The following is a 19,883-nucleotide window of genomic DNA, read 5'->3' as shown; positions in this document are numbered from 1 at the left end:
GCGACGAGGAGGGGCTCAGAACGAGGTCTCGTCGCGGCCGCTAAGAAGGAGCACGATCCGCATGACGTCAGATTACCACCGCTTCAGCGAGCCGAGTCGCCGCGTGACACGCTACTGTCACCCGCACCTTCGAGAGGCACCCCGCATGACCGACGACACCACCGGCTTCGCCACCAGGGCCGTCCACGCCGCCAGGAATCAGGGTGCCGCCTCATCTAGGGCGACTCCCATCTATCTGACCGCGGGCTTCGAGTTCGACGATTTCGATCACGCGGCGAACCACTTCGGCACGGGTGCGGGCTTCGGATACACGCGCACCGGCAATCCCACGATCCATGCGGTCGAGCGCCAGCTCGCCGCGCTCGAGTCCGGAGCTGACGCGGTTCTCGTGGCCAGCGGCCAGGCGGCCGTCGTCACTGCCCTTCTGACTGTGGCAGGGGCAGGCGACCACATCGTCTCGTCCACGCATATCTACGAGGGCACCCGGGGCCTCCTGCTCGACAACCTCGCCCGCCTCGGCATCGACGCCACGTTCATCGACGACATCGGGGATCCCGAAGCGTGGCGGCAGGCGATCCGCCCCAACACCAGGGCCCTGTTCGCGGAATCGATCGCGAATGCCCGCAATGACATCCTCGACATCGCAGCCGTGAGCGCCGTCGCCGACGATGCGGCAATCCCGCTCATCGTCGACAACACCCTCGCCACGCCCTTCCTCGTGCGTCCTCTGGAGCACGGCGCCGCGATCGTGGTGCACTCCGCCTCGAAGTTCCTCGCCGGCCACGGCTCCGTTCTCGGCGGCGTCATCGTCGACGACGGTCGCTTCGACGCCGAGAAGGCCGGCCACAACGCCCCGCACCTCGTGCTCCCCGGCCGCGGGGGCTTTCCGAGCGTCGCCTCCCGGCACGGCGGCAAAGCACGCATCGCCTATGCGCGCGAATCCGTGGCACCCCGCTTCGGTGCGTCGCCGTCTCCGCTCAACGCCTTCCTGATCGGGCAAGGGGCCGAGACTCTGGGCCTGCGTGTCGAGCGTCAGTCCCGCAACGCCCTCGAGGTGGCGCGCTGGCTCGCCGCTCAGGACGCGGTCGAGAGCGTCGACTACGTGGGCCTCGAGACGCACCCCGATCACGCGCTCGCCCAGAGATACCTCCACGGCGGCCACGGCTCGATCTTCACGTTCACCCTCCGCGGCGGACTCGACGCGGCACGCGACTTCGTCGAGAGCGTCGACGTCTTCACCCACATGACGCATATCGGCGATGTGCGCTCGCTCGTGCTGCATCCCGGGACGACGAGCCATGCGCACCGCACGCAGGAGGAGCGGGACCTGCTGGGTGTCCGGCCCGGGACCCTGCGACTCTCGATCGGCATCGAGGACGTCACCGACCTCATCTCGGACCTCGCCCGCGTGCTCGAGCCGGCGCGGGAGGCCGTCGCATGAGCAGGCCCCAGCACTTTGGCTGGTTCCTGGCTCGCGGCTTCGGACCGCAGGGCTGGGGATACCCGTCACTGGACTGGGACTACGACTGGACGCGTCCCGAGATCTATCAGGAGGCCGCTCGCACTCTGGAGCAGGCCGGGTTCGACCTCGTGATCATCGAGGATGCGCCCTCTCTCGGATCCGCGGACACCATCGATCTGCGGGTGCGCCACGCGTTCGGCGGCCCGAAGCACGATCCTCTCCTCCTCGCTCCCTATCTCTTCCAGGCCACCCGCCATCTCGGTGTCGTGCCGACCGTCAATCCTGCGGCGTACCTCCCCTACACGGCGGCGCGACAGTTCTCGACGCTGCAGCACCTCAGCGCCCATCGGCTCGGACTCAACGTCGTCACGGACACCGGGAGCGCTCGCCACTTCTCCGCAGCGGACCAGCTCGGCCACGACGCCGCCTACGACCGCGCCGAGGAGTGGCTCGACGGCATCCGATCACTCTGGCGGAGCTGGGACCAGGGCGCGCTGGTGCAGGACCGAGAGACGGGAGTCTTCGCCGACGGATCGAAGCTGCATCCAACCAGACACCGTGGGGAGCACTTCGCGTTCGACGGCCCCCTGAACGCGGTCCCCTTCACGGATGGCGAACCGGCGATCGTCTCGCCCGGGGGCTCTGGACGCGGTCTCGGCTTCGCCGGTGCGAACTCCGATGTGCAGCTCGCACTCGCGCCGCTGGACGAAGCGTCCGTCCGCGCGTACCGGGCGAAGATCCATGAGGCGGCGATCGCTGCCGGCCGCTCCCCCGCCGACATCACCATCCTGTTCGCGATCCAGCCGGTCATCACGTCGTCGCCGGAGGAAGCAGATCGACTCGTCGCCGCCTCCGCCCACCCGGACGACGCGGCCCTGATGCAGATCGCTCGCAAGCAGTCGAGTGATCTCGAGACAGATCTGACGGCGCTCGACCTCGATCGCCCGCTCGACCTGTCGATCTTCGGAGAGCATGTCTCCCAGGGCAGCATCCGGCGCCTGATCGGCGATCGCGGCGACGATGCCCCGTTGCGGGCGCATCTGACGGCTCTCGCTCGCACCGGTCGGATCGCCGACCGATCGGGGTTCGTCGGAACGGCCGAGGAGTTCGCCGACCTCATCGAGGAACTCGGCGGCTGGGGCAACGACGGCGTGCTCCTGTGGGGCGACTTCCATCCCGTGTCTCTCCACCGCACGCTCGACGAGCTCGTGCCGGTGCTCCGTCGCCGAGGCATCCTTCGACGTGAGTACGTCGACGGAGGGCTTCAGGCGAATCTGCGCGCGTTCTGAGCGAACGACGCCCGCGGTTTCACCACCCCATGGAGCGCTACCAGCCCATGGAGCCGGGTACACCCTTGAACGGCCCGACGACCGAGGACGTCACCCATCCTCCGTAGAACCCGCCGGGCTGCGGAACGACGGTCTCGCCCCCGACCGTGCACTCATCCATCGGGCCCGCATAGACTGCGACCCGATCCGCCAGCACCTCGAACCCGGCCGTGGGGTTCGGATAGTTCCAGGCCGCTCCCGCCGCCACGAGGGATCCGCCGCGCACGTCGAGATACCGGGCGGCTCCCTTGAACTCACAGAACGACGAGCCTGGGGCATCCGCGAGCGCTCCTTCGCCGAAGTCGGCGATCGGCAGGTAGAACACGGGCGGATGACTCGTCTCGAGCACCCGCACCGCATCACGGGTGTCGGCGATGAGCGCACCGCCCAGGCGTATGGTGACGCGCTCCGGGACCCGCTCGACCCTCGGCGGCCGAGGGTAGTCCCACACGGATTCCTGTCCGGGAGCAGGGGTGATCGGGGCGGGTCTGCGCATGTCCTCACTGTACGGCGCTCCATCGCTCTGCGTCGCTCATTGCTCGACGCTGTTCACACGGAGGCGTGCGGTGTTGACTGGGGCCATGGTCGCTCTCCCCATGTTCCCGCTCGGCTCGGTGCTCTTCCCGCACACGCCGCTGCTGCTCCGAGTCTTCGAACCGCGCTATCTGACGATGATCGGGCAGCTTCTCGACCAGGACGATCCGCAGTTCGGGGTCGTGCTCATCGAGCGTGGTCACGAAGTCGGCGGCGGTGATCGCCGAAGCAGCATCGGCGCGACCGCCAGGCTCGCCACCGTCTCGGCGGATGCCGACGTGCTGCACATCGTCGCCATAGGCACCGACCGCTTCACGGTCGAGCGGTGGATGGATGACGAGCCCTACCCGCGTGCAGAGGTCTCGACGCTGCCCGAGCTGACCTGGAACGATGCGCTCACCCCGCTGCGCACCGAAGCCGAGGCGATCGTGAGGCGCGTCCTCGCCCGTGTCGAGGGGCCGTGGGATCCCGAGACAGAGCTGTCGGACGACCCGCTCGCCGCGTCATGGCAGCTCGCCGCCATCGCGCCGCTCGGAGAGTACGACCGGCACGTGCTCCTGCGGTCGACGACCGTCGGCGCGTTGCTGCGTCAGGTCATCGACCTCACGCTCGAGGCCGAGTTGCTCTGGTCAGCCGAGTGAGCAGGTCCGCTCCTACTCGACGATCGCCGCGTTCTTCGCGGATGACTTCTCGCGCGACGCCGCGATGAGGCTCGCCACGGTAGCGACCGTCATCGAGACGACGATCACGCCGAGAGAGACGAGGTTGTCGATGTCGGGCACCCACTCGACGTGCTGACCGCCGTTGATGAACGGCAGCTCGTTCTCATGAAGCGCGTGCAGGATGAGCTTGATGCCGATGAAGCCCAGGATCACCGCGATTCCGTAGTGCAGGTAGCGCAGGCGGTCGAGCAGGTCGCCCAGCAGGAAGTAGAGCTGGCGGAGCCCCATCAGAGCGAAGATGTTCGCCGCGAAGACGAGGAATCCGTTGGTGGTGATCTCGAAGATCGCGGGGATCGAGTCGATCGCGAAGATCAGGTCGGTGACGCCGATCGTGATGAACACGATGACCATAGGCGTCCACATGCGCTTGCCGTCGACCGTCGTGCGCAGCTTCGACCCGTCGTACTCCTCGCTGATGTCGATCCTGCGACGGAGCAGACGCACGATGAAGTTCTCGCGCTTCACATCGTCCTCGTGCTCCCCCTCTGGCATCGCCTGCTTGATGGCGGTGTAGATGAGGAAGGCTCCGAAGATGTAGAAGATCGGCGAGAAGTGCTCGATGACGGTCACGCCGACGAGGATGAACGCGCCGCGCAGCACGAGAGCGATGATGATGCCCACCATCAGCACCTGCTGCTGCAGACGTCGCGGCACCGCGAACTGGGCCATGATCAGCACGAACACGAACAGGTTGTCGATCGAGAGGCTGTATTCCAGAGCCCACCCGGTGATGAAGTCGCCGGCATTGCGCCAGCCCGCGACATTCCCGAGCAGCACTGCGAAGAGCAGCGCGAGACCGACGTAGAACACGACCCACAGCGTCGACTCCTTGGTCGAGGGGATGTGCGGCCGGAGTCGGATCAGGAGCAGGTCGCCGATCAGGATGATCGACAGTACGACCATCGAGGTGATCTCGAACCAGACAGGAATATCCACGGGTGCTCGGCACCTTTCGGGAGGGGTCGGAAAACAGCCGAAAGTCTCTCCCACGCACGAATGCGTCGCACGACCGGAGCAGCGATGACGGTGCTCGTGATGACGGTGGGTGCGCTTGCGGGATACTCCCTCTCGCGTCACCGATTGTAGCGCCAGTATCGCTCCTGAGGTGACATGTGCGGATGACCGCGACGACTGATCTGAGACGATGGGGCATCCATCGACACTTCCCAGGTGAGAGACACCGAACGGAAACAGGATGCCCGTGCAGACGAGTGATCAGAAATGGGTGGCGCAGGCCGCGACAGGTGACGAGAGCGCCTTCCGCGAGCTGTACCGCTCACATGTCAGACCGGTCTACTGGATCGCCCACGGCCTGCTCGGCTCACCCGCCGACGCCGAGGACGTGACCCAGGAGACGTTCGTCACCGCGTGGCGCAAGCTGCCGGGGCTCGAGTTGCAGAGCGAGTCCCTGCTGCCGTGGCTCGCGACGATCTGCCGATTCCAGGCCGCGAACCGGCTGCGACAACGCAGACGCGACCAGGCGAACACGACGGATGCCGTCGATGACACCGTCCCCTCGACGATCAGCGTCGAGGAGCAGGTGATCACCGCAGCCTTGGCGGCGCGGATCGCGGCAGAAGTGGGCACCCTGAGCGATCTGGACCGCGAGATCTTCCGCCTCTGCGCCGCAGAGGGGTACGCCTACCAGGCCGCGGCCGAGGAGCTGGGCGTGAGCCACGCGATCGTCCGGAACCGTCTCTCCCGAGTCCGCACCCGACTGCGCGGTGCCGTGAAGGAAGCGAGCGACGCATGAACGACAAGAACACCCCTGACGACCTCCCCGAGCTCTCGGATGCTGCGGTGACCCGCATCGAGCGCGCGGTGTTCGCGGAGATCGCGACCGAGCGTCCTCGTGAGACCCCTACTGCAGCACGCTCGCGGGCGCGCCGCCGCCGCTGGCTGACAGGCACCGGGATAGCTGCTGCGTTCGTGGTGGGCGTCCTCGTCACTCCCCCGATCCTCGGCATCGTGGGCGGCAACGCCATGAGCACCGCGGAGGGCGGAGGAATGCCCGCCGGCTTTGCCCTGGAGGACTCGCGGTCCGGATCCGTCGATCAGAGCGCGCCCGGAGCCGCATCCGACTCGGCGGAGTCATCGAGCCTGCTGCCGGGCGCCGTCGACGCCACCGACCGCGAGATCATCGCGACGGCGAACGCCACGGTCCAGGTGAAGGACATCGGTGACGCCGCCGCCGCGATCTCCGCACTCGCCGAGTCTCGAGGTGGTTATGTCGAGAGCACCGAGATCGGGCAGAGCGTCACCGTCGACGGCGCCTCGGAGCCTGCACCCCCCGACCCTGGGTACGGCTGGATCAGCATCCGCGTGCCCTCGGCCGATCTCGCCGCCGTCATCGACGACCTCGCCGACTCGGGCGAAGTGCTCTCCTCGTCGATCTCGAAGCAGGATGTCACCTCCACGGCGATCGATCTGCGTGCGCGCGTGGATGCCACCAGGGCATCTGTGCAGCGACTCACCGAGCTGATGTCGCAGACCGGGACGGTCGCGGAGCTCATCGAGGCCGAGGTCGCGCTCACGGATCGCCAGGCCCAGCTCGAGTCTTACGAGCAGCAGCTCGCCTCTCTCGACGACCAGGTCGCCATGTCGAGCCTGCAGGTGCAGCTGACCCGCACCACGCCACCGACGACCGCCGATCCGGCCGGCTTCGCCGACGGCCTCCTCGCCGGTTGGAACGGCCTCGTGGTGTCGTTGAACGCGCTGGTCGTGGCAGTCGGCTTCATCCTGCCGTGGCTCGCTCTCGCCGGAGCGGTCGTGCTGGTGATCTGGCTCATCCGGCGCGCACGGCGCACTCGTCGGGCAGCCGGCGAACCGCCTGCCGACGACTGACGAGCATCCTCCGAAAGGGCCGCCACTCCCAAGGAATGGTGGCCCTTTCGTTGTTTTTCCGCGGTATACAAGAAGTCTTGTGGGAACTCGGAACCGGTTCTACCGTTGCGTCCATGGAAGACATCTCGGTGATCACGGCGGTGCACCATCCTCTGCGCCGCCGCATCTACGACTACCTGCTGCTCTACGGAACCTCGCAGGTCACCACGCTCGCACGATCGCTCGGGAGTCAGGTCGGGAGCATCAGCCATCACCTGAGGATGCTCGAGCGAGCCGGGCTCGTCGAGCGCGTCGAAGACCCCTCAGGCGACCGTCGTACCAGTTGGTGGAACCTCGCTCGACGTGGGCTCACCTGGTCGGCGGAGGACTACGCCGACTCCCCCGCAGACGCCCTGCTCGCACGGGAGGCGCAGCGCCAGGGCATCCGGATGCAGATCGATCGCCTTCAGCAGTGGCAGCGCCGCCATGATGACCCGGCCTATAACGCGTACGACGCCTCGAACACCGAGTCGATCGCGTGGGCGTCTCCTGACGAACTCCGTGATCTGAGTGCGCGCCTTCTGCGCACGATGGAGGAGTGGCGGGCGTCCGTCGACCTCGAGGACGGGCAGGAGCGCACGCCGATCTTCTTCTTCGCGCACGCCTTCCCGACGACGCCATGACTGCCACGTCCGAACCCGTGCAGCTGTCGGCGCCGCCACCGTTCCGACGCGACCGCCGTGTGCACATCTGGATCGCCGTCAAGGCGGTCTCGGATGCCGGGGACGCCCTGTGGACCATCGCGCTCGCCTGGACTGCCGTGCAGACGGCCTCCCCCGCGATCGCCGGACTCATCGTCGCCGCAGGGACGATCCCTCGGGCGATCGTGCTGCTCTTCGGCGGTGTGATCGCGGACCGCTCCGATGCCCGAAAGGTGATGATCCTCTTCAACGCCCTGCGGGTCGGCGTGCTCGTCGCCGTGGCCGTCTGGGTCGTCGCGACCCCACCGACCGTCGGCGTCCTGCTGTTCGCGGCGATAGCCTTCGGAATCTGCGACGCGTTCTACGAGCCTTCGGCCGGAACTGTCGCCCGCCAGCTCGTGCGCCCGGGCGACCTCCCCTCCTACGGTGCGCTCGCGCAGACCGCATCGCGCCTCGGAACCATGGTCGGTGCGGCGATCGGCGGCGTACTCGTCGCCTACACGGGGCTCGTGGGCAGCGCGGCCGTCAACGCCCTCACGTTCAGTCTCGTGATCGCCTTCATCGCGATCTGGCTCCGGCCGCGCTTCCTGCTCGCCCGTGCGGCGAAGGAGTCCGCGTTGCACGGCATCGCCCGCGGATTCACCCATCTCGGCAGCCACCCGACGACCCGTACCCTCGTCATCGCGCTCTCAGGACTCAACCTCGCTGTCGGCCCAGCGGTGGGGATCGGGCTCGCGCTGCGCGCGCACGACGAGGGATGGGGCGCCCAGGCGGTGGGACTGTTCGAGGCGCTGCTCGGACTGGGTGCGGCGCTCGGCGCCGTCTCGGTCGTGAAGTGGCGACCGCGGAGAGAGGCGTTCGCAGGCTTCTGGGCGCTCGTCGTGCAGGGAGCGGCGATCATCGCGCTCGGCTGGGGACCGGCGTGGACGGTCGCGACAGCGGCCTTCGTCATCGGCGCGACCGCGGGGTACGCCTCGGTGCTCCTGAGCGCCACATTCTCAGCCACGGTCGACACCGCCTACCTCGGCCGGATGGGCTCGATCACCCGTCTCGGTGACGACTGTCTCATGCCCGTCGCCATGGCGGGGTTCGGTCTGCTCGCCTCGATCACTGCGGTCTGGGTGCCGTTCGCTCTCTTCGGCGGCACGATGATGGCGCTCATGGTTGTGCCGCTGAGCAAGCGCACGTTCCGGCAGCTCACCCTCTTGCCGACGACCTGACCGCGCGCCTGCGGCCGCACCCGTCGGCAGCCTCCCGTCAGCGCTAGAGTCATCGGCATGAGCAGCGCCGCCACCGACTCGACGCCCCGCACCGTCCCTGTGGGCCGCGATCTCACCCTCGATCTGGCGCGGGTCGTCTGCGTCGTCCTTGTCGTCTTCGTGCACATCCTGTTCACGGGCGTCGGGCGAGCACCGGATGGAACGCTGCTGATCGAGCGCACCGTCGAGGCGCAGCCCTGGTTCACCGCGGCGTCCTGGATCGCGAACATCATGCCGCTGTTCTTCGTCGTCGGCGGATACGCGGCCCGTGCGGGATGGCGGTCGGCGTCGGCACGCGGACAGTCCGCGGAGGACTTCGTGCGCGTACGTCTCCTGCGGCTCGCGCGCCCCGCGCTCCCGCTGTTCGTCTTCTTCACCGTCATTCTCGGCGCCACTCGGTTGATCGGCGTCGACCCCGCCCTCGTCGACACGGTCGCGATCGGCGTCGGCTCTCCGCTGTGGTTCCTCGCCGCATACATGATCGTCCAGGCGCTCGCTCCGGCGATGATGCGACTGCACGAGAGATACGGCGCCTGGGTGCTTCTCGGCCTCCTGGCGGGCGCCGTGCTGGTGGACACGTTCCGGTTCACCGTGATCGGCGGATACCTCGGCATCCAGCCCGTCGCCGGAACGGGCTACGGTCTCGGCCAGGAGCTCTTCGGCATCCCGAACATCGTGTTCGTCTGGCTGTTCGCGCAGCAGATCGGGTTCTTCCTGTTCGACGGCTGGTTCGGTGCGCGCCGCTGGTGGCAGCTGATGCTGCTCATCGGCGCCGGCTACGCGGCGCTCTGGGGCCTCGTATCGATGGGCGGCTACTCGTGGAACATGCTCGGCAACCAGTGGCCTCCGACCACAGCCATGGTCATGCTCGCCGTCATCCAGGCCGCCGCCCTCACGCTGCTGCACGCACCCCTGACGGCGCTCATGAGGCATCGAGCGGCCCAGGGCGTGGTCTTCCTGATCGGTTCACGACTCATGACCATCTACCTGTGGCATCTGCCGATGATCATGGTGCTGATCGGCATCCAGCTCGTACTCCCGTTTCCCCTCCCCGCACCGGGAAGCGCTGTCTGGTGGTGGACCCGGCCGCTGTTCCTCATCGTCGTCCTCGCCGCAGTCTGGGTGCTGTCGCTCTGGCTGATCCGGTTCGAGAAGGCTCCGGCGGCGGGTCCGGCCCGGTTCTCGTCGAAGGTCGCTGTCGTCGCCGCCGTACTCGTGTTCATCGCACCGATCATCGCCATCACCGCCTACGGCCTCGACTTCCCGCTCGCAGCGATCGCGCTCGGGTGCACGGCTCTCGCACTGTGGCTGACGGGGGCACGCCGGAACGCGGTGTGACGTCCGCGACCCGTGCACCCTGGGTGACATGCCCGGAAACGACGAAAGCCCTCGGAGAACCGAGGGCTTTCGTGTGTTGTGTGACCCCAGCGGGATTCGAACCCGCGTTACCGCCGTGAGAGGGCAGCGTACTAGGCCGCTATACGATGGGGCCGTCTGGCGGAACGTTTCCGTGCCGCGACAACTGTTCAAGTATGCCACGACGATTCTCGCGTCGCCAAATCGAGCCGGACCCTGCTCGATTCCCGGGCGTGGCGCACCAGCTCGACGGTTTGCCAGGGAGGCCGAGAAGGAGTTGACTCATCCCATGCGCGTCACGAAATTCGAACATGCCGCTCTTCGCATCCAGCAGGGCGATGACATCCTTCTCGTCGATCCGGGTTCGTTCACCGCTCCGCTGAGTGACCTCGCCGGGCTCGTCGCCGTCGTCATCACCCATGAGCACCCGGACCACTGGACGCCCGAGCACCTCGACCGCATCCTGCGTGCGGCTCCCGGCACACCGATCTACGCACCGGCCGGCGTCGCGCGCGCGGCCGAGGGCTACGAGATCTCGGTGGTCGCACCGGGCGACACGGCGGAGGTCGGAGCATTCTCGCTGCGCTTCTTCGGCGGCACGCACGAGGTGATCCACTCCTCTCTCCCGACCGTCGAGAACGTCGGGGTGCTGGTGAACGACGAGTTCTACTACCCCGGTGACTCCTACGCCGTGCCCGAGGGCATCGAGGTCGGCACCCTCGCCGCTCCGCTCGGCGCTCCGTGGTTGAAGATCGGCGAGGCGATGGACTACGTCTTGGCCGTGAAGCCGCGTCGCGCGTTCGGCACGCACGACATGACTCTCTCCGTGGCGGGAAAGACGATGCACCGTCAGCGACTGCAGTGGGCGACCGAACAGGGCGGCGGCGAGTTCTCGGTGCTCGAGCCGGGCGAGTCGCTCGACATCTGAGCATGGCCGACTCCCCCTCGGCCGAGTACTCGCTCGACGAGGACGGCCTGCGCACGCTGCTTCGCGCCACGGCGCCGCAGCTGGCCGATCTTCCGCTCAGACTCTTCGCCGAAGGATGGGACAACGCGATGTGGTGCCTGGGTGCCGATCTCGTCGTGCGACTGCCCAGGCGCGCTCTCGCAGTGCCGCTCATCGCGAACGAGCAGCGCGCCCTGCCCGAGATCGGGCCGGCGCTGGCGGTACTCGGAATCCGCACTCCGATCCCCGTGTTCGCTGGAGCTCCGAACGACGTCTTCCCCCGACCGTGGTCGGTGATCCCCTGGATCGACGGGTCGAACGCGCTCACGTCGTCGCGGGTCGAGAACTCCTCCTGGGCGCCACGGCTCGCCGAGGCGCTTCGGGCTCTGCACGCTCCGGCGCCTGACGACGCCCCACTCAATCCCGTGCGCGGTCGAGAGCTGGCCACACGCGATGGCGCCATGCGGCCTCGCCTCGACGCCCTCCCGCCCCGGTCGGCGCTGCGCGATGCCTGGACCGCAGGCCTGGCGGCAGCGCCGAATTGTGAACGGGTCTGGATCCACGGGGACCTCCACCCCGGCAACATCCTGGTTCACGAGGCCTCGCTCGCGGCACTCATCGACTTCGGCGACGTCACGGTCGGCGATCCCGCGTACGACCTCGCGTCGGCATGGATGCTCTTCGATGCCCCAGGGCGCGAGGTGTTCCGGGCTGCCACCGGCCCCCGCTACGACGACGCGACCTGGGTGCGCGCGCGAGCATGGGCTGCCTACCTCGCGCTCGTTCTGCTGACGCAGAGCGACGACCGCCCCGACCACCTCGCCGTGGGTCAGAGCACCGCCGCAGAGCTCGACGCCGACTGAGCCTGCGCTGCTCGCACGCGAAGGTCACGTGCGAGGTGATCGCGCTGCTCGACGACGAGACGTCGCAGAGCGGCAGGTGCCGAGGCGTTGTCGGCGATCCAGGCATCCACCGGCGCAAGGCTCGGCGCGGCCGGGAACAGCCCCACCACCAGACGCCGCGCCAGCTCGATGCTCCGCTCAGACCAGGCACCGCCGATCCTCGCGAAGTACTCGTCATCGAAGCCCGCGATCAGGTCGCGTCGTCCGCCTGCGCGGAATCCGCTGATGACCGCGTCGAGATGATCGTTGCTGAGCGACTCGTCGTTCCACGCCTGCTCCCAGGCCTCGGCACGCACGGCGATATCCGGGATCGATGCGAGAGCACGGCGCGCGGCGGTACGGCCGCTCCCGGTGTCGTCGACCTGCTGCTCCGCCGTGATCTCGTCCACCCCGGCATGACCCGTCGTCACGAGAGCGGTCAGCAGCTGCCACCGGAGGTCCGGGTCGACGACGAGCCCGTCGAGCGTCTCTCCGTCGAGGATCGCGCGGATGTCGCTGGCGCGTGCGTCATCGAAGGCGGATGCCGCCGCAAGGGCGCGTGCCCACGAGAGCTGCCCATCGCTGCCGGAATCCGCTGACTGGAGCGCGCTCCATGCCGCCTCCACCCACTGCCTCTGCTCGTGCGCCCGGTTCTCATCGGCGACGTAGTGCCGGATCGCGAAGAGCGCGTTCGCGAGCACTCCACTCAGGAGACCGATGTTCGACTCGCGAGGCGCGTGCGCGCGCACGATCGACGTGTAGCGGCTCGCCGCGAGCTCTCCGTCCCTGGTGGCGTTCCAGAGGGACGACCAGATGACCGCTCGCGCGAGCGGATCCTCGACGCCGGAGAGCGAGTTCTGCACGGTCGTCAGCGATGCCTCATCGAGGCGCACCTTGGCGTAGGTGAGGTCGTCGTCGTTGAGCAGCACGAGGTCAGCGTCGGGCAGCTCCACCGGAGTGTGCTCGTCGTGGATGTCGAGCGCGAGCTGGTCACGGCGCACGACGCGGCCGTCGATGTCGTCGTACAGTCCGATGCGCAGCCGATGAGGGCGCGGATCGGTCTGCACGAGCACGGATGCTCCGTCGGCATCCTTCTCGACCCAGAGCGTCGAGACTCCTGTGGTCTCCAGCCAGGCGCGCGACCACTCGGACATGTCACGGCCGGACACGGCACTGAGCTGCACGAGGAAGTCGTCGAGTGTCGTGTTCCCGAACGCGTTCTGAGCGAAGTACCTGCGCGCACCGTCGAAGAACGCGTCATCGCCGACGAAGGCGACCAGCTGCTTGAGCACTGCGGCGCCCTTGGCATACGTGATCCCGTCGAAGTTCAGTTTGGCCGCTTCGAGGTCGGTGATGTCCGCGACGATCGGGTGGGTCGTCGGCAATTGATCCTGCTGGTACGCCCAGGCCTTGCGGTTGGCGGCGAACTTCACCCAGGCGTCGTGGAAGCGCGTCGCGACGGCGGACGCGTGCGACCCCATGTAGTCGGCGAAGGACTCCTTGAGCCACAGGTCATCCCACCACTTCATCGTCACGAGGTCGCCGAACCACATGTGCGCCATCTCATGCAGGATCGTGTTCGCCCGAGCCGCGCGCTGGGCATCCGTCGCTGCACCCCGCGAGAGGTACGCCTCGGTGAAGGTGACGAGCCCCGGATTCTCCATCGCGCCGAGGTTGTACTCGGGGACGAAGATCTGGTCGTACTTGCCCCACGGATACGGGTACGCGAAAGCATCCGTGAAGAAGTCCAGGCCCTGACGCGTGACCTCGAGGATCTCGTCCGACTCCAGATACTGCGCCAGCGACTGCCGCGCGAGAACGCCCAGCGCGATGTGCTGTTCGTCGCGCCGCCACTCGCCGTCGACGCGGGCATAGGGCCCCGCGGCGACGGCAGTGATGTAGCTCGAGATCGGCAGCGTCGGGGCGAACTCGACGCGCTGCACCCCGACACCGACGTCGACGGCAGCGGCGGACTGGTTCGAGAGAACCTCCCACCCTGCCGGCGCGTCGATCACGAACGTGTAGGGAGCCTTGATGTCAGGCTGCTCGAAGCACGCCATGACACGCCGTGAGTCGGCGGGCTCGTACTGCGTGTAGAGATAGGTGCGGTCATCGACAGGATCGTGGAAACGGTGCAACCCCTCACCCGACCGGCTGTACGCTCCGACCGCCTCGACGCGGATCGTGTTCGACTCCGCGAGATCGCGCACGGCGATCCGGGCCCCGTCGTAGACGACGTCCTGCTCGACGCCGTTGACGACGAGCCGCTCCACGCTCTCGCCGATGAAGTCGAGCCAGGTCGACGAGGTCGTCGATGCGAAGTCGAGCGTCGTGACCGTCGGGAACCCACTGCGAGCCCGCTCGGGCGCTCCGGTCAGATCGAGTTCGACGCGGATGCTGCGAACGGAGATGGCGGCGGATCGCGCCGCGGTCTCCTCTCGCGTGAGGTTGGCGGTGTGCATGTCTCCATCCTTTCATCCGCCGCCGGAGCTCATGCCCCGCCCCGCGCCCGCGTTGCATTATGCAACAGCCAGGTCTAGAGTTGCACTATGCAACAAATCGACGAGGCGGACGCACGAGATCAGGACAGCGCGACGGTGCTGCGGTCCCTGCTGGCGATCACCCGCCGGGGTCTGGTCGATGCCCGGTCCGGCGAGACGCGACTCTCGATCACCGACCAGTCGATCGTGATGGCCATCGCCGATGAGCCGGGCATCCGCTCGACGGACATCGCGCAGATGTTCCGGCTCAACCGCTCGACGGTGTCCCGGCAGCTGTCGTCCCTCATCGCCCTCGGGCTCGTGCAGGAGATGCCTGCGGCGGCGGGACGCGGGCGCCCGCTCGCACTCACCCTCGAGGGCGAAGAAGCCTTCCGAGGAACGCTCGACACGCTGCAGCACGTGATCGACGCACATCTCGCGCAGTGGTCGGATGCGGAGGTGTCGCGCTTCGCGCACGACCTGCAGCGCTTCGACCGCGGCGACGCCGCATCATGACCCCGGCCCACAAGGCCCTCAGAGAAGGAAGAGAAATGAAGAACATCACCGTTCTCGGCACCGGCGTCCTCGGATCGCAGATCGCGTTCCAGACCGCCTTCCACGGATTCGACGTCGTCGCGTATGACATCGATCAGGCTGCGCTCGACCGCGCGGCCGAGCGCTTCGAAGCGCTCGCGGCGCGCTACGTCGCAGACGGCGTCGAGAACGCGGCTGACGGTGGCGCGCAGGCGTCCATCGGTCGCATCCGCCTCACCTCCGACCTCGCGGATGCCGCTGCCAACGCCGAACTCGTGATCGAGGCCGTCCCGGAGAACCTGGAGCTGAAGCAGGGCATCTACCGCACGCTCGCAGACGCGGCTCCCGCAACGACGATCTTCGCGACGAACTCCTCGACTCTCCTGCCCAGCGCTCTGTCGGAGTCCACCGGACGCCCCGATCGCTTCCTCGCACTGCACTTCGCGAACGAGATCTGGTCGCACAACACCGCCGAGGTGATGGGCACGCCCGACACCGACCCCGCCGTCTATGAGACGGTCGTGGAGTTCGCCGCGCAGATCGGCATGGTCCCCATCCAGATCAAGAAGGAGAAGGCAGGGTACCTGCTGAACTCCCTCCTCGTGCCGTTCCTCGAAGCGGGAGCCGAACTCCTCGTCGACGGGATCGCAGAGCCCCAGGCGATCGACGCGACCTGGCGCATCGGCACCGGTGCTCCCGCGGGCCCGTTCGAGATCTACGACATCGTGGGTCTGACCACGGCGTACAACATCTCGCGCATGGGTGGCGAGAAGCAGCAGCGCTTCGCCGACCTGCTCAAGGAGCAGTACATCGACAAGGGCAAGCTCGGCGTCGCCACCGGAGAAGGCTTCTACACCTACCCTCGCGAGAGCTGAGCCGTCATCAGCGCCCGAGCAGCCTGCGGATCGCGGTCTCGGGTGACACGGTGAGATCGAGGGTGCGGCCGCGCGCGTAGAGACGGAACACACGCGGGTCGATGTAGCTTCCTCGCGCCACTGCGAGGGTGTTGCCGAGCGCCGAGGCTGTGGCCTGCACAGCCAGGCGCTCGGCACGGCGCCGCTCGTTCTTGGTCTCGAGCCGACCGATACGCGCCAGCGCATCCGCGGCGAGGATGGTGCCGTGCAGCGTACGGAAGTCCTTCGCGGTGAAGGCGGCTCCCGCCACCTCGCGCAGATAGTCGTTGACCTCGCCCGACGTCAGGCGCACCCTCCGCCGCCCCTTCCGGTATGCCAGTAGCGGCGCACGCGGGGAACCGACCGCGAACTCCGAGAGAGCCTCGGCCAGCGGAGCGTCGGAGATCTCGATCGACGCCAGCTGCTTGCTTTTCGCAGGAAAGCTCAAAGCGACCATGCTTCCGTCGATTCGGACATCGCGGCGTCGAAGCGTGCTGAGACCACGACTGCCGTGCTTCACGAGGTACCGCTCCGAGCCGATCCGCAGAGCGGCGTCGTCCAGGAGCCGGAAAGACACCGCGAGGGCGCGTCCACGTGTGAGACCGGATTCCCCGATCGCACGCGTCACCTTCGCCCTCGCCGCAGGCAGCGCCTCGGCCAGCCGCAGCGCGCGAGCAAACTTGCGCTGATCCCTCCCCGTCCGCCACAGCGGATGGTAGAGATACTGCCGCCTGCCCGCGTCGTCGGTGCCGACGGCCTGGATGTGCGCCAGCGGATCGGCCGCGATCCAGACATCCGTCCACGCCGGTGGGATCGCGAGGTCGTGGATGCGTTCGCGATCAGCCTGCGACACCGTCTGGTCGCCGGCGTCGAGGTAACGGAAACCGGACCCCGAACGTCGACGACGGATACCGGGTTCCTCTCCGGGCACGACTCTTCTGAGTGCCATCGGTCTGACTCCTGTCGGCAGTGCGGGCGCGTGTGCGACCACGATGCCGCGACCGACCCGGCGCGTGAAGGGCATGGCGCTGCGGGGATGCGACCTGCTAGGCGAACCCCGCGCGGATTGTCGACCGGTACAAAGGTCTGCCATCCTCTTGACTATGACGATGTCACTCGAGGAATTCCGTGAGTCCCTGACCAGAGCAGATCTACGCGGCGCCCTCGGGTTACAGCTCACCGACGTCGAGGCTCAGCAGGTCGCAGCCGACGCCGCGTCGACGCAGAGCTGGTACTCCTACTGGCTCACCACGATCCCGACTCCCCCGCCGCCTGCGCAGTCGTCCGGCGAGACGCCACCCCCGGCATACGACGCACCGCCTCCCGCGTACAGCGCGCCGGCCCCGGCATACGACGCACCACCGCCCGCATACGCAGGTGCTCCGGGAGCCGAGCAGGCTCAAGATCCTGCGTACGCCGCGACCGCTGCGTATCCGGGCTACGAGAGCGCCGCAGGCGCCACAGTGGTCTACCCCGGATACGCTCCGGCCCCCGACACCGAACCGCGCAAGAAGAGCAGGGTCGGACTCTGGGTCACGCTCTCGATCCTCGGCGCTCTGCTGCTGATCGCTGCCGTCGTGGTCCTCGTCGCCTTCACCACCGCCCGGCACTGGACCAAGACCGACGTCCCCGAGAAGCCGGAGACGTTCCACAGCGAGGAGTACGAGACCGGACGCTACGACGTCTCGATGGATGCCGTGAACCCGTGCACGGTCAACCAGGACTGGACGGACTGCACGAACCTCATGGTCGCGACCTACACGGGCGCGTGCGTCGGAGTCGAGCTCACCGAGACGGCCACACTGCTCTGCACCGACTACAACGGCGCGATCGAGGAGATGAAGGCGTTGGACGGCGACGGATACTACGTCGCCACCCTCGGCTCCTACGGCAGCCTGACCCGCACACCGGAGATGGACACGCGCCAGGTCTCGAACGACGACTACGAGCCCGCGGTGACCCACGAGGCGGTGTGCTACCTCGAGTTCATCGGAGAGTGCGAGTAAGGAGTCTGCCGGATACGACAAAACCCCCGCTCTCGCGGGGGTTTTTGTCTTGCTGGGGTACCTGGACTCGAACCAAGAACAACGGAACCAGAAACCGCCGTGTTGCCAATTACACCATACCCCAAGGGCGAAACCGGAGCCTCGCACCGAGAGTCAAGCCTACCCGAGCCTCGGCCCGAATGCCAAAACGCCGCGCTCCGTCCGGGCGCGTCGCCCCTGATCGCCGCTGCTGCGCGGCACACGCGACCGGTGACGCGAAGAGGGAGAGCACCTGTCGGGTGCTCTCCCTCTTCGCTGCTGCTCGATCTCAGTCCGCGAGGAACTCCGAGAGCGCACGAAGTCGTCGCAGCGACTCGTCCTTGCCCAGCAGCTCCATCGACTCGAACAGCGGCGGCGAGATCCGACGGCCGGTGATGGCGACGCGCGGAGGACCGTAGGCGATCCGCGGCTTGAGTTCGAGCTTCTCGACCAGAGCCTCGGAGAGGGCCTCCTGGACCTTCTCCGGCGTGAAGTCGGTCACCGGCTCAAGAGCCGCGACACAGGCGTCGAGCACCTCTGCCGCGTTGGCGGGGAGACCTTTGAGCGCGTCAGCGTCATAGGACACGTCGTCGGTGAACAGGAAGCCCACCATCCCGGGCACCTCGCCCAGCAGCTGAACGCGCTCCTGCACCAGCGGTGCGACGCGGAACGCCATCACGAGCTGCTCGTGCGTGGGCTCGTCGAAGAGGCCCGCGGCCGCGAGGTAGGGAATCGTCCGTTCGGCGAAGTCCTTCTCCCCCAGCGTGCGGATGTGGTCGCCGTTGATGGACTCGGCCTTCTTCTGGTCGAAGCGGGCCGGGTTCGGGTTGACGTTCACGATGTCGAACGCGTCGGTGAACTCCTGCAGCGAGAACACGTCGCGGTCGGGACCGATCGACCAGCCCAGAAGAGCCAGGTAGTTCAGCAGCCCCTCGTGGATGAAGCCGCGATCGCGGTGCAGGAAGAGGTCCGCCTGCGGGTCGCGCTTGGAGAGCTTCTTGTTGCCGGTCTCCCCCAGCACCAGCGGCATGTGGGCGAAGCGCGGCACGAACGTGGTGACGCCCGCCTCGATGAGCGCTGCGTAGAGCGCGAGCTGACGCGCCGTGGACGGCATCAGATCTTCCCCGCGGAGCACGTGCGTGATGCCCATGAGAGCATCGTCGACCGGGTTCACGAAGGTGTACAGCGGGATGCCGTTGGGCCGTACGACCACGAAGTCGGGGAACGACCCGGCCGGGAAGGTCACCTCGTCGCGGATGAGATCGACGTACGTGAGGTCCTCATCGGGCACGCGGAGGCGCAGCGCAGGCTGACGTCCCTCGGCACGGAAGGCGGCCTTCTGCTCGTCGGTCAGAGTGCGATCGAAGTTGTCGTAGCCGAGCTGCGTCGCGCGGCCGGCGGCCTCGTTACGGGCATCGATCTCCTCGGCCGTCGAGTAGCTCTCGTAGAGCGCACCGGTGGCGAGCAGCTTGTCGATGACGCCGCGGTAGATGTCGTGACGCTCGGACTGCCGATACGGGGCGTGCGGGCCACCGACCTCGACGCCCTCGTCCCAGTCGATCTTGAGCCAGGTGAGCGCGTCGACGAGCTGGCGGAAGCTCTCCTCGCTGTCGCGGGCGGCATCGGTGTCCTCGATGCGGAACACCATCTTCCCGCCGGTGTGGCGGGCGTAGGCCCAGTTGAAGAGCGCGGTGCGGACCATGCCGACGTGCGGCAGTCCGGTCGGCGAGGGGCAGAAGCGGACGCGGACGTCGGCGCCACTGGCGGTCGTGGTGAGGGGGTGCGGAGTAGCCATATCCCTCCGATTCTAGTTGCCGGTGAGGCACTCCACAGAGGCTCACGGCGGGGGCGGCGAGAGACGCGACCGGGGGTCACTTCGGGTAACAGTCCCTCACCCTGGGAAACAACCCGCGTTCCGTCCCGCCCTGCTCCTATCGTTG

At 67.6% G+C, this 19,883-nt stretch carries 18 protein-coding genes and 2 tRNA genes; 13 read left to right on the top strand and 7 right to left on the bottom strand.

From position 1 onward, the window contains the following. The first annotated feature begins 145 nt into the window (after window positions 1–145). A complete protein-coding gene (locus MRBLWH13_RS05470) occupies window positions 146–1,441 on the top strand; it encodes a PLP-dependent transferase (RefSeq protein ID WP_341957270.1) in 1,296 nt (431 codons plus the stop codon). Further along, the gene (locus MRBLWH13_RS05465; RefSeq protein ID WP_341957269.1) at window positions 1,438–2,751 is read left to right on the top strand and encodes an LLM class flavin-dependent oxidoreductase; all 1,314 of its coding nucleotides are present in this window, start codon (window positions 1,438–1,440) and stop codon (window positions 2,749–2,751) included. The genes MRBLWH13_RS05470 and MRBLWH13_RS05465 overlap by 4 nt, the downstream gene beginning before the upstream one ends. A 37-nt stretch (window positions 2,752–2,788) precedes the next feature. Here MRBLWH13_RS05465 and MRBLWH13_RS05460 read toward each other — a convergent pair whose 3' ends face one another. Next, window positions 2,789–3,286, bottom strand: a complete 498-nt coding sequence (locus MRBLWH13_RS05460; RefSeq protein ID WP_341957268.1) for a DUF427 domain-containing protein — start codon at window positions 3,284–3,286, stop codon at window positions 2,789–2,791. A gap of 85 nt (window positions 3,287–3,371) precedes the next feature. Between MRBLWH13_RS05460 and MRBLWH13_RS05455 the strand changes: the two genes are divergently transcribed. Then, on the top strand, window positions 3,372–3,965 hold the full coding sequence (locus tag MRBLWH13_RS05455; protein WP_341957267.1) for an LON peptidase substrate-binding domain-containing protein: 594 nt from the start codon (window positions 3,372–3,374) through the stop codon (window positions 3,963–3,965). A 12-nt stretch (window positions 3,966–3,977) separates the two neighbouring features. Here the strand turns inward: MRBLWH13_RS05455 and MRBLWH13_RS05450 are convergent, their stop codons facing one another. Next, on the bottom strand, window positions 3,978–4,982 hold the full coding sequence (locus MRBLWH13_RS05450) for a TerC/Alx family metal homeostasis membrane protein (protein ID WP_341957266.1): 1,005 nt from the start codon (window positions 4,980–4,982) through the stop codon (window positions 3,978–3,980). Window positions 4,983–5,241: 259 nt separating this feature from the next. Between MRBLWH13_RS05450 and MRBLWH13_RS05445 the strand changes: the two genes are divergently transcribed. From MRBLWH13_RS05445 to MRBLWH13_RS05425, 5 genes are all read left to right on the top strand, one after another. Beyond that, on the top strand, window positions 5,242–5,799 hold the full coding sequence (locus tag MRBLWH13_RS05445) for an RNA polymerase sigma factor (RefSeq protein ID WP_341957265.1): 558 nt from the start codon (window positions 5,242–5,244) through the stop codon (window positions 5,797–5,799). Then, window positions 5,796–6,890 carry a DUF4349 domain-containing protein gene (locus MRBLWH13_RS05440; protein WP_341957264.1) on the top strand — a complete coding sequence of 365 codons (1,095 nt, stop codon included), beginning with the start codon at window positions 5,796–5,798 and terminating at the stop codon, window positions 6,888–6,890. Before MRBLWH13_RS05445 ends, MRBLWH13_RS05440 begins: the two co-directional genes overlap by 4 nt. 113 nt (window positions 6,891–7,003) lie before the next feature. Further along, the gene (locus MRBLWH13_RS05435) at window positions 7,004–7,552 is read left to right on the top strand and encodes a helix-turn-helix domain-containing protein (protein ID WP_341957263.1); all 549 of its coding nucleotides are present in this window, start codon (window positions 7,004–7,006) and stop codon (window positions 7,550–7,552) included. Then, on the top strand, window positions 7,549–8,790 hold the full coding sequence (locus tag MRBLWH13_RS05430; protein ID WP_341957262.1) for an MFS transporter: 1,242 nt from the start codon (window positions 7,549–7,551) through the stop codon (window positions 8,788–8,790). Before MRBLWH13_RS05435 ends, MRBLWH13_RS05430 begins: the two co-directional genes overlap by 4 nt. Before the next feature lie 57 nt (window positions 8,791–8,847). Continuing rightward, window positions 8,848–10,167: an acyltransferase gene (locus MRBLWH13_RS05425; protein ID WP_341957261.1), complete on the top strand. Its 1,320-nt coding sequence runs from the start codon at window positions 8,848–8,850 to the stop codon at window positions 10,165–10,167. Window positions 10,168–10,248: 81 nt separating this feature from the next. Here MRBLWH13_RS05425 and MRBLWH13_RS05420 read toward each other — a convergent pair. Further along, a tRNA-Glu gene (locus tag MRBLWH13_RS05420) sits at window positions 10,249–10,321 on the bottom strand. A 153-nt stretch (window positions 10,322–10,474) separates the two neighbouring features. On the opposite strand from MRBLWH13_RS05420, the gene MRBLWH13_RS05415 reads away from it, so the two are divergent. Together MRBLWH13_RS05415 and MRBLWH13_RS05410 are read left to right on the top strand one after the other, a co-directional pair. Then, window positions 10,475–11,113 (top strand): MBL fold metallo-hydrolase, encoded by a 639-nt coding sequence (locus tag MRBLWH13_RS05415; RefSeq protein WP_341957260.1) that lies wholly within the window; start codon window positions 10,475–10,477, stop codon window positions 11,111–11,113. A gap of 2 nt (window positions 11,114–11,115) precedes the next feature. After that, window positions 11,116–11,994, top strand: coding sequence for an aminoglycoside phosphotransferase family protein (locus MRBLWH13_RS05410; RefSeq protein ID WP_341957259.1), 879 nt, complete (start codon window positions 11,116–11,118; stop codon window positions 11,992–11,994). Here MRBLWH13_RS05410 and pepN read toward each other — a convergent pair. Further along, on the bottom strand, window positions 11,961–14,474 hold the full coding sequence (gene pepN / locus MRBLWH13_RS05405; RefSeq protein ID WP_341957257.1) for an aminopeptidase N: 2,514 nt from the start codon (window positions 14,472–14,474) through the stop codon (window positions 11,961–11,963). The two genes, MRBLWH13_RS05410 and pepN, sit on opposite strands and share 34 nt — an antisense overlap. An 87-nt stretch (window positions 14,475–14,561) precedes the next feature. Between pepN and MRBLWH13_RS05400 the strand changes: the two genes are divergently transcribed. Together MRBLWH13_RS05400 and MRBLWH13_RS05395 are read left to right on the top strand one after the other, a co-directional pair. Beyond that, entirely contained in the window at window positions 14,562–15,008 is a 447-nt protein-coding gene (locus MRBLWH13_RS05400; RefSeq protein WP_341957256.1) for a MarR family transcriptional regulator, read from the top strand. A gap of 35 nt (window positions 15,009–15,043) precedes the next feature. Then, window positions 15,044–15,901 carry a 3-hydroxyacyl-CoA dehydrogenase gene (locus MRBLWH13_RS05395; RefSeq protein ID WP_341957255.1) on the top strand — a complete coding sequence of 286 codons (858 nt, stop codon included), beginning with the start codon at window positions 15,044–15,046 and terminating at the stop codon, window positions 15,899–15,901. Window positions 15,902–15,908: 7 nt separating this feature from the next. Here MRBLWH13_RS05395 and MRBLWH13_RS05390 read toward each other — a convergent pair whose 3' ends face one another. Further along, window positions 15,909–16,868: a DNA topoisomerase IB gene (locus MRBLWH13_RS05390; protein WP_341957254.1), complete on the bottom strand. Its 960-nt coding sequence runs from the start codon at window positions 16,866–16,868 to the stop codon at window positions 15,909–15,911. A 160-nt stretch (window positions 16,869–17,028) separates the two neighbouring features. Between MRBLWH13_RS05390 and MRBLWH13_RS05385 the strand changes: the two genes are divergently transcribed. Continuing rightward, on the top strand, window positions 17,029–17,925 hold the full coding sequence (locus MRBLWH13_RS05385) for a hypothetical protein (RefSeq protein ID WP_341957253.1): 897 nt from the start codon (window positions 17,029–17,031) through the stop codon (window positions 17,923–17,925). A 52-nt stretch (window positions 17,926–17,977) separates the two neighbouring features. On the opposite strand, the gene MRBLWH13_RS05380 is transcribed toward MRBLWH13_RS05385, so the two are convergent. After that, a tRNA-Gln gene (locus MRBLWH13_RS05380) sits at window positions 17,978–18,049 on the bottom strand. 183 nt (window positions 18,050–18,232) lie between these two features. Further along, on the bottom strand, window positions 18,233–19,738 hold the full coding sequence (gene gltX / locus MRBLWH13_RS05375; RefSeq protein ID WP_341957252.1) for a glutamate--tRNA ligase: 1,506 nt from the start codon (window positions 19,736–19,738) through the stop codon (window positions 18,233–18,235). Window positions 19,739–19,883: the final 145 nt, after the last annotated feature.

Origin of the sequence: Microbacterium sp. LWH13-1.2, assembly GCF_038397735.1 — a bacterium.
Classification (GTDB): Bacteria; Actinomycetota; Actinomycetes; order Actinomycetales; family Microbacteriaceae; genus Microbacterium.
The sequence above is the reverse complement of the archived record's forward strand: the minus strand, read 5'-3'. Positions and strand labels throughout refer to the sequence as shown.

Coding starts and splice junctions, on each gene's coding strand:
- gltX (WP_341957252.1), bottom strand. CDS start 19,738: ATGGCTACTCCGCACCCCCTCACCACGACCGCCAGTGGCGCCGACGTC.
- MRBLWH13_RS05435 (WP_341957263.1), top strand. CDS start 7,004: ATGGAAGACATCTCGGTGATCACGGCGGTGCACCATCCTCTGCGCCGC.
- MRBLWH13_RS05455 (WP_341957267.1), top strand. CDS start 3,372: ATGGTCGCTCTCCCCATGTTCCCGCTCGGCTCGGTGCTCTTCCCGCAC.
- MRBLWH13_RS05465 (WP_341957269.1), top strand. CDS start 1,438: ATGAGCAGGCCCCAGCACTTTGGCTGGTTCCTGGCTCGCGGCTTCGGA.
- MRBLWH13_RS05385 (WP_341957253.1), top strand. CDS start 17,029: ATGTCACTCGAGGAATTCCGTGAGTCCCTGACCAGAGCAGATCTACGC.
- pepN (WP_341957257.1), bottom strand. CDS start 14,474: ATGCACACCGCCAACCTCACGCGAGAGGAGACCGCGGCGCGATCCGCC.
- MRBLWH13_RS05460 (WP_341957268.1), bottom strand. CDS start 3,286: ATGCGCAGACCCGCCCCGATCACCCCTGCTCCCGGACAGGAATCCGTG.
- MRBLWH13_RS05470 (WP_341957270.1), top strand. CDS start 146: ATGACCGACGACACCACCGGCTTCGCCACCAGGGCCGTCCACGCCGCC.
- MRBLWH13_RS05415 (WP_341957260.1), top strand. CDS start 10,475: ATGCGCGTCACGAAATTCGAACATGCCGCTCTTCGCATCCAGCAGGGC.
- MRBLWH13_RS05425 (WP_341957261.1), top strand. CDS start 8,848: ATGAGCAGCGCCGCCACCGACTCGACGCCCCGCACCGTCCCTGTGGGC.
- MRBLWH13_RS05440 (WP_341957264.1), top strand. CDS start 5,796: ATGAACGACAAGAACACCCCTGACGACCTCCCCGAGCTCTCGGATGCT.
- MRBLWH13_RS05395 (WP_341957255.1), top strand. CDS start 15,044: ATGAAGAACATCACCGTTCTCGGCACCGGCGTCCTCGGATCGCAGATC.
- MRBLWH13_RS05390 (WP_341957254.1), bottom strand. CDS start 16,868: ATGGCACTCAGAAGAGTCGTGCCCGGAGAGGAACCCGGTATCCGTCGT.
- MRBLWH13_RS05410 (WP_341957259.1), top strand. CDS start 11,116: ATGGCCGACTCCCCCTCGGCCGAGTACTCGCTCGACGAGGACGGCCTG.
- MRBLWH13_RS05400 (WP_341957256.1), top strand. CDS start 14,562: ATGCAACAAATCGACGAGGCGGACGCACGAGATCAGGACAGCGCGACG.
- MRBLWH13_RS05430 (WP_341957262.1), top strand. CDS start 7,549: ATGACTGCCACGTCCGAACCCGTGCAGCTGTCGGCGCCGCCACCGTTC.
- MRBLWH13_RS05445 (WP_341957265.1), top strand. CDS start 5,242: ATGCCCGTGCAGACGAGTGATCAGAAATGGGTGGCGCAGGCCGCGACA.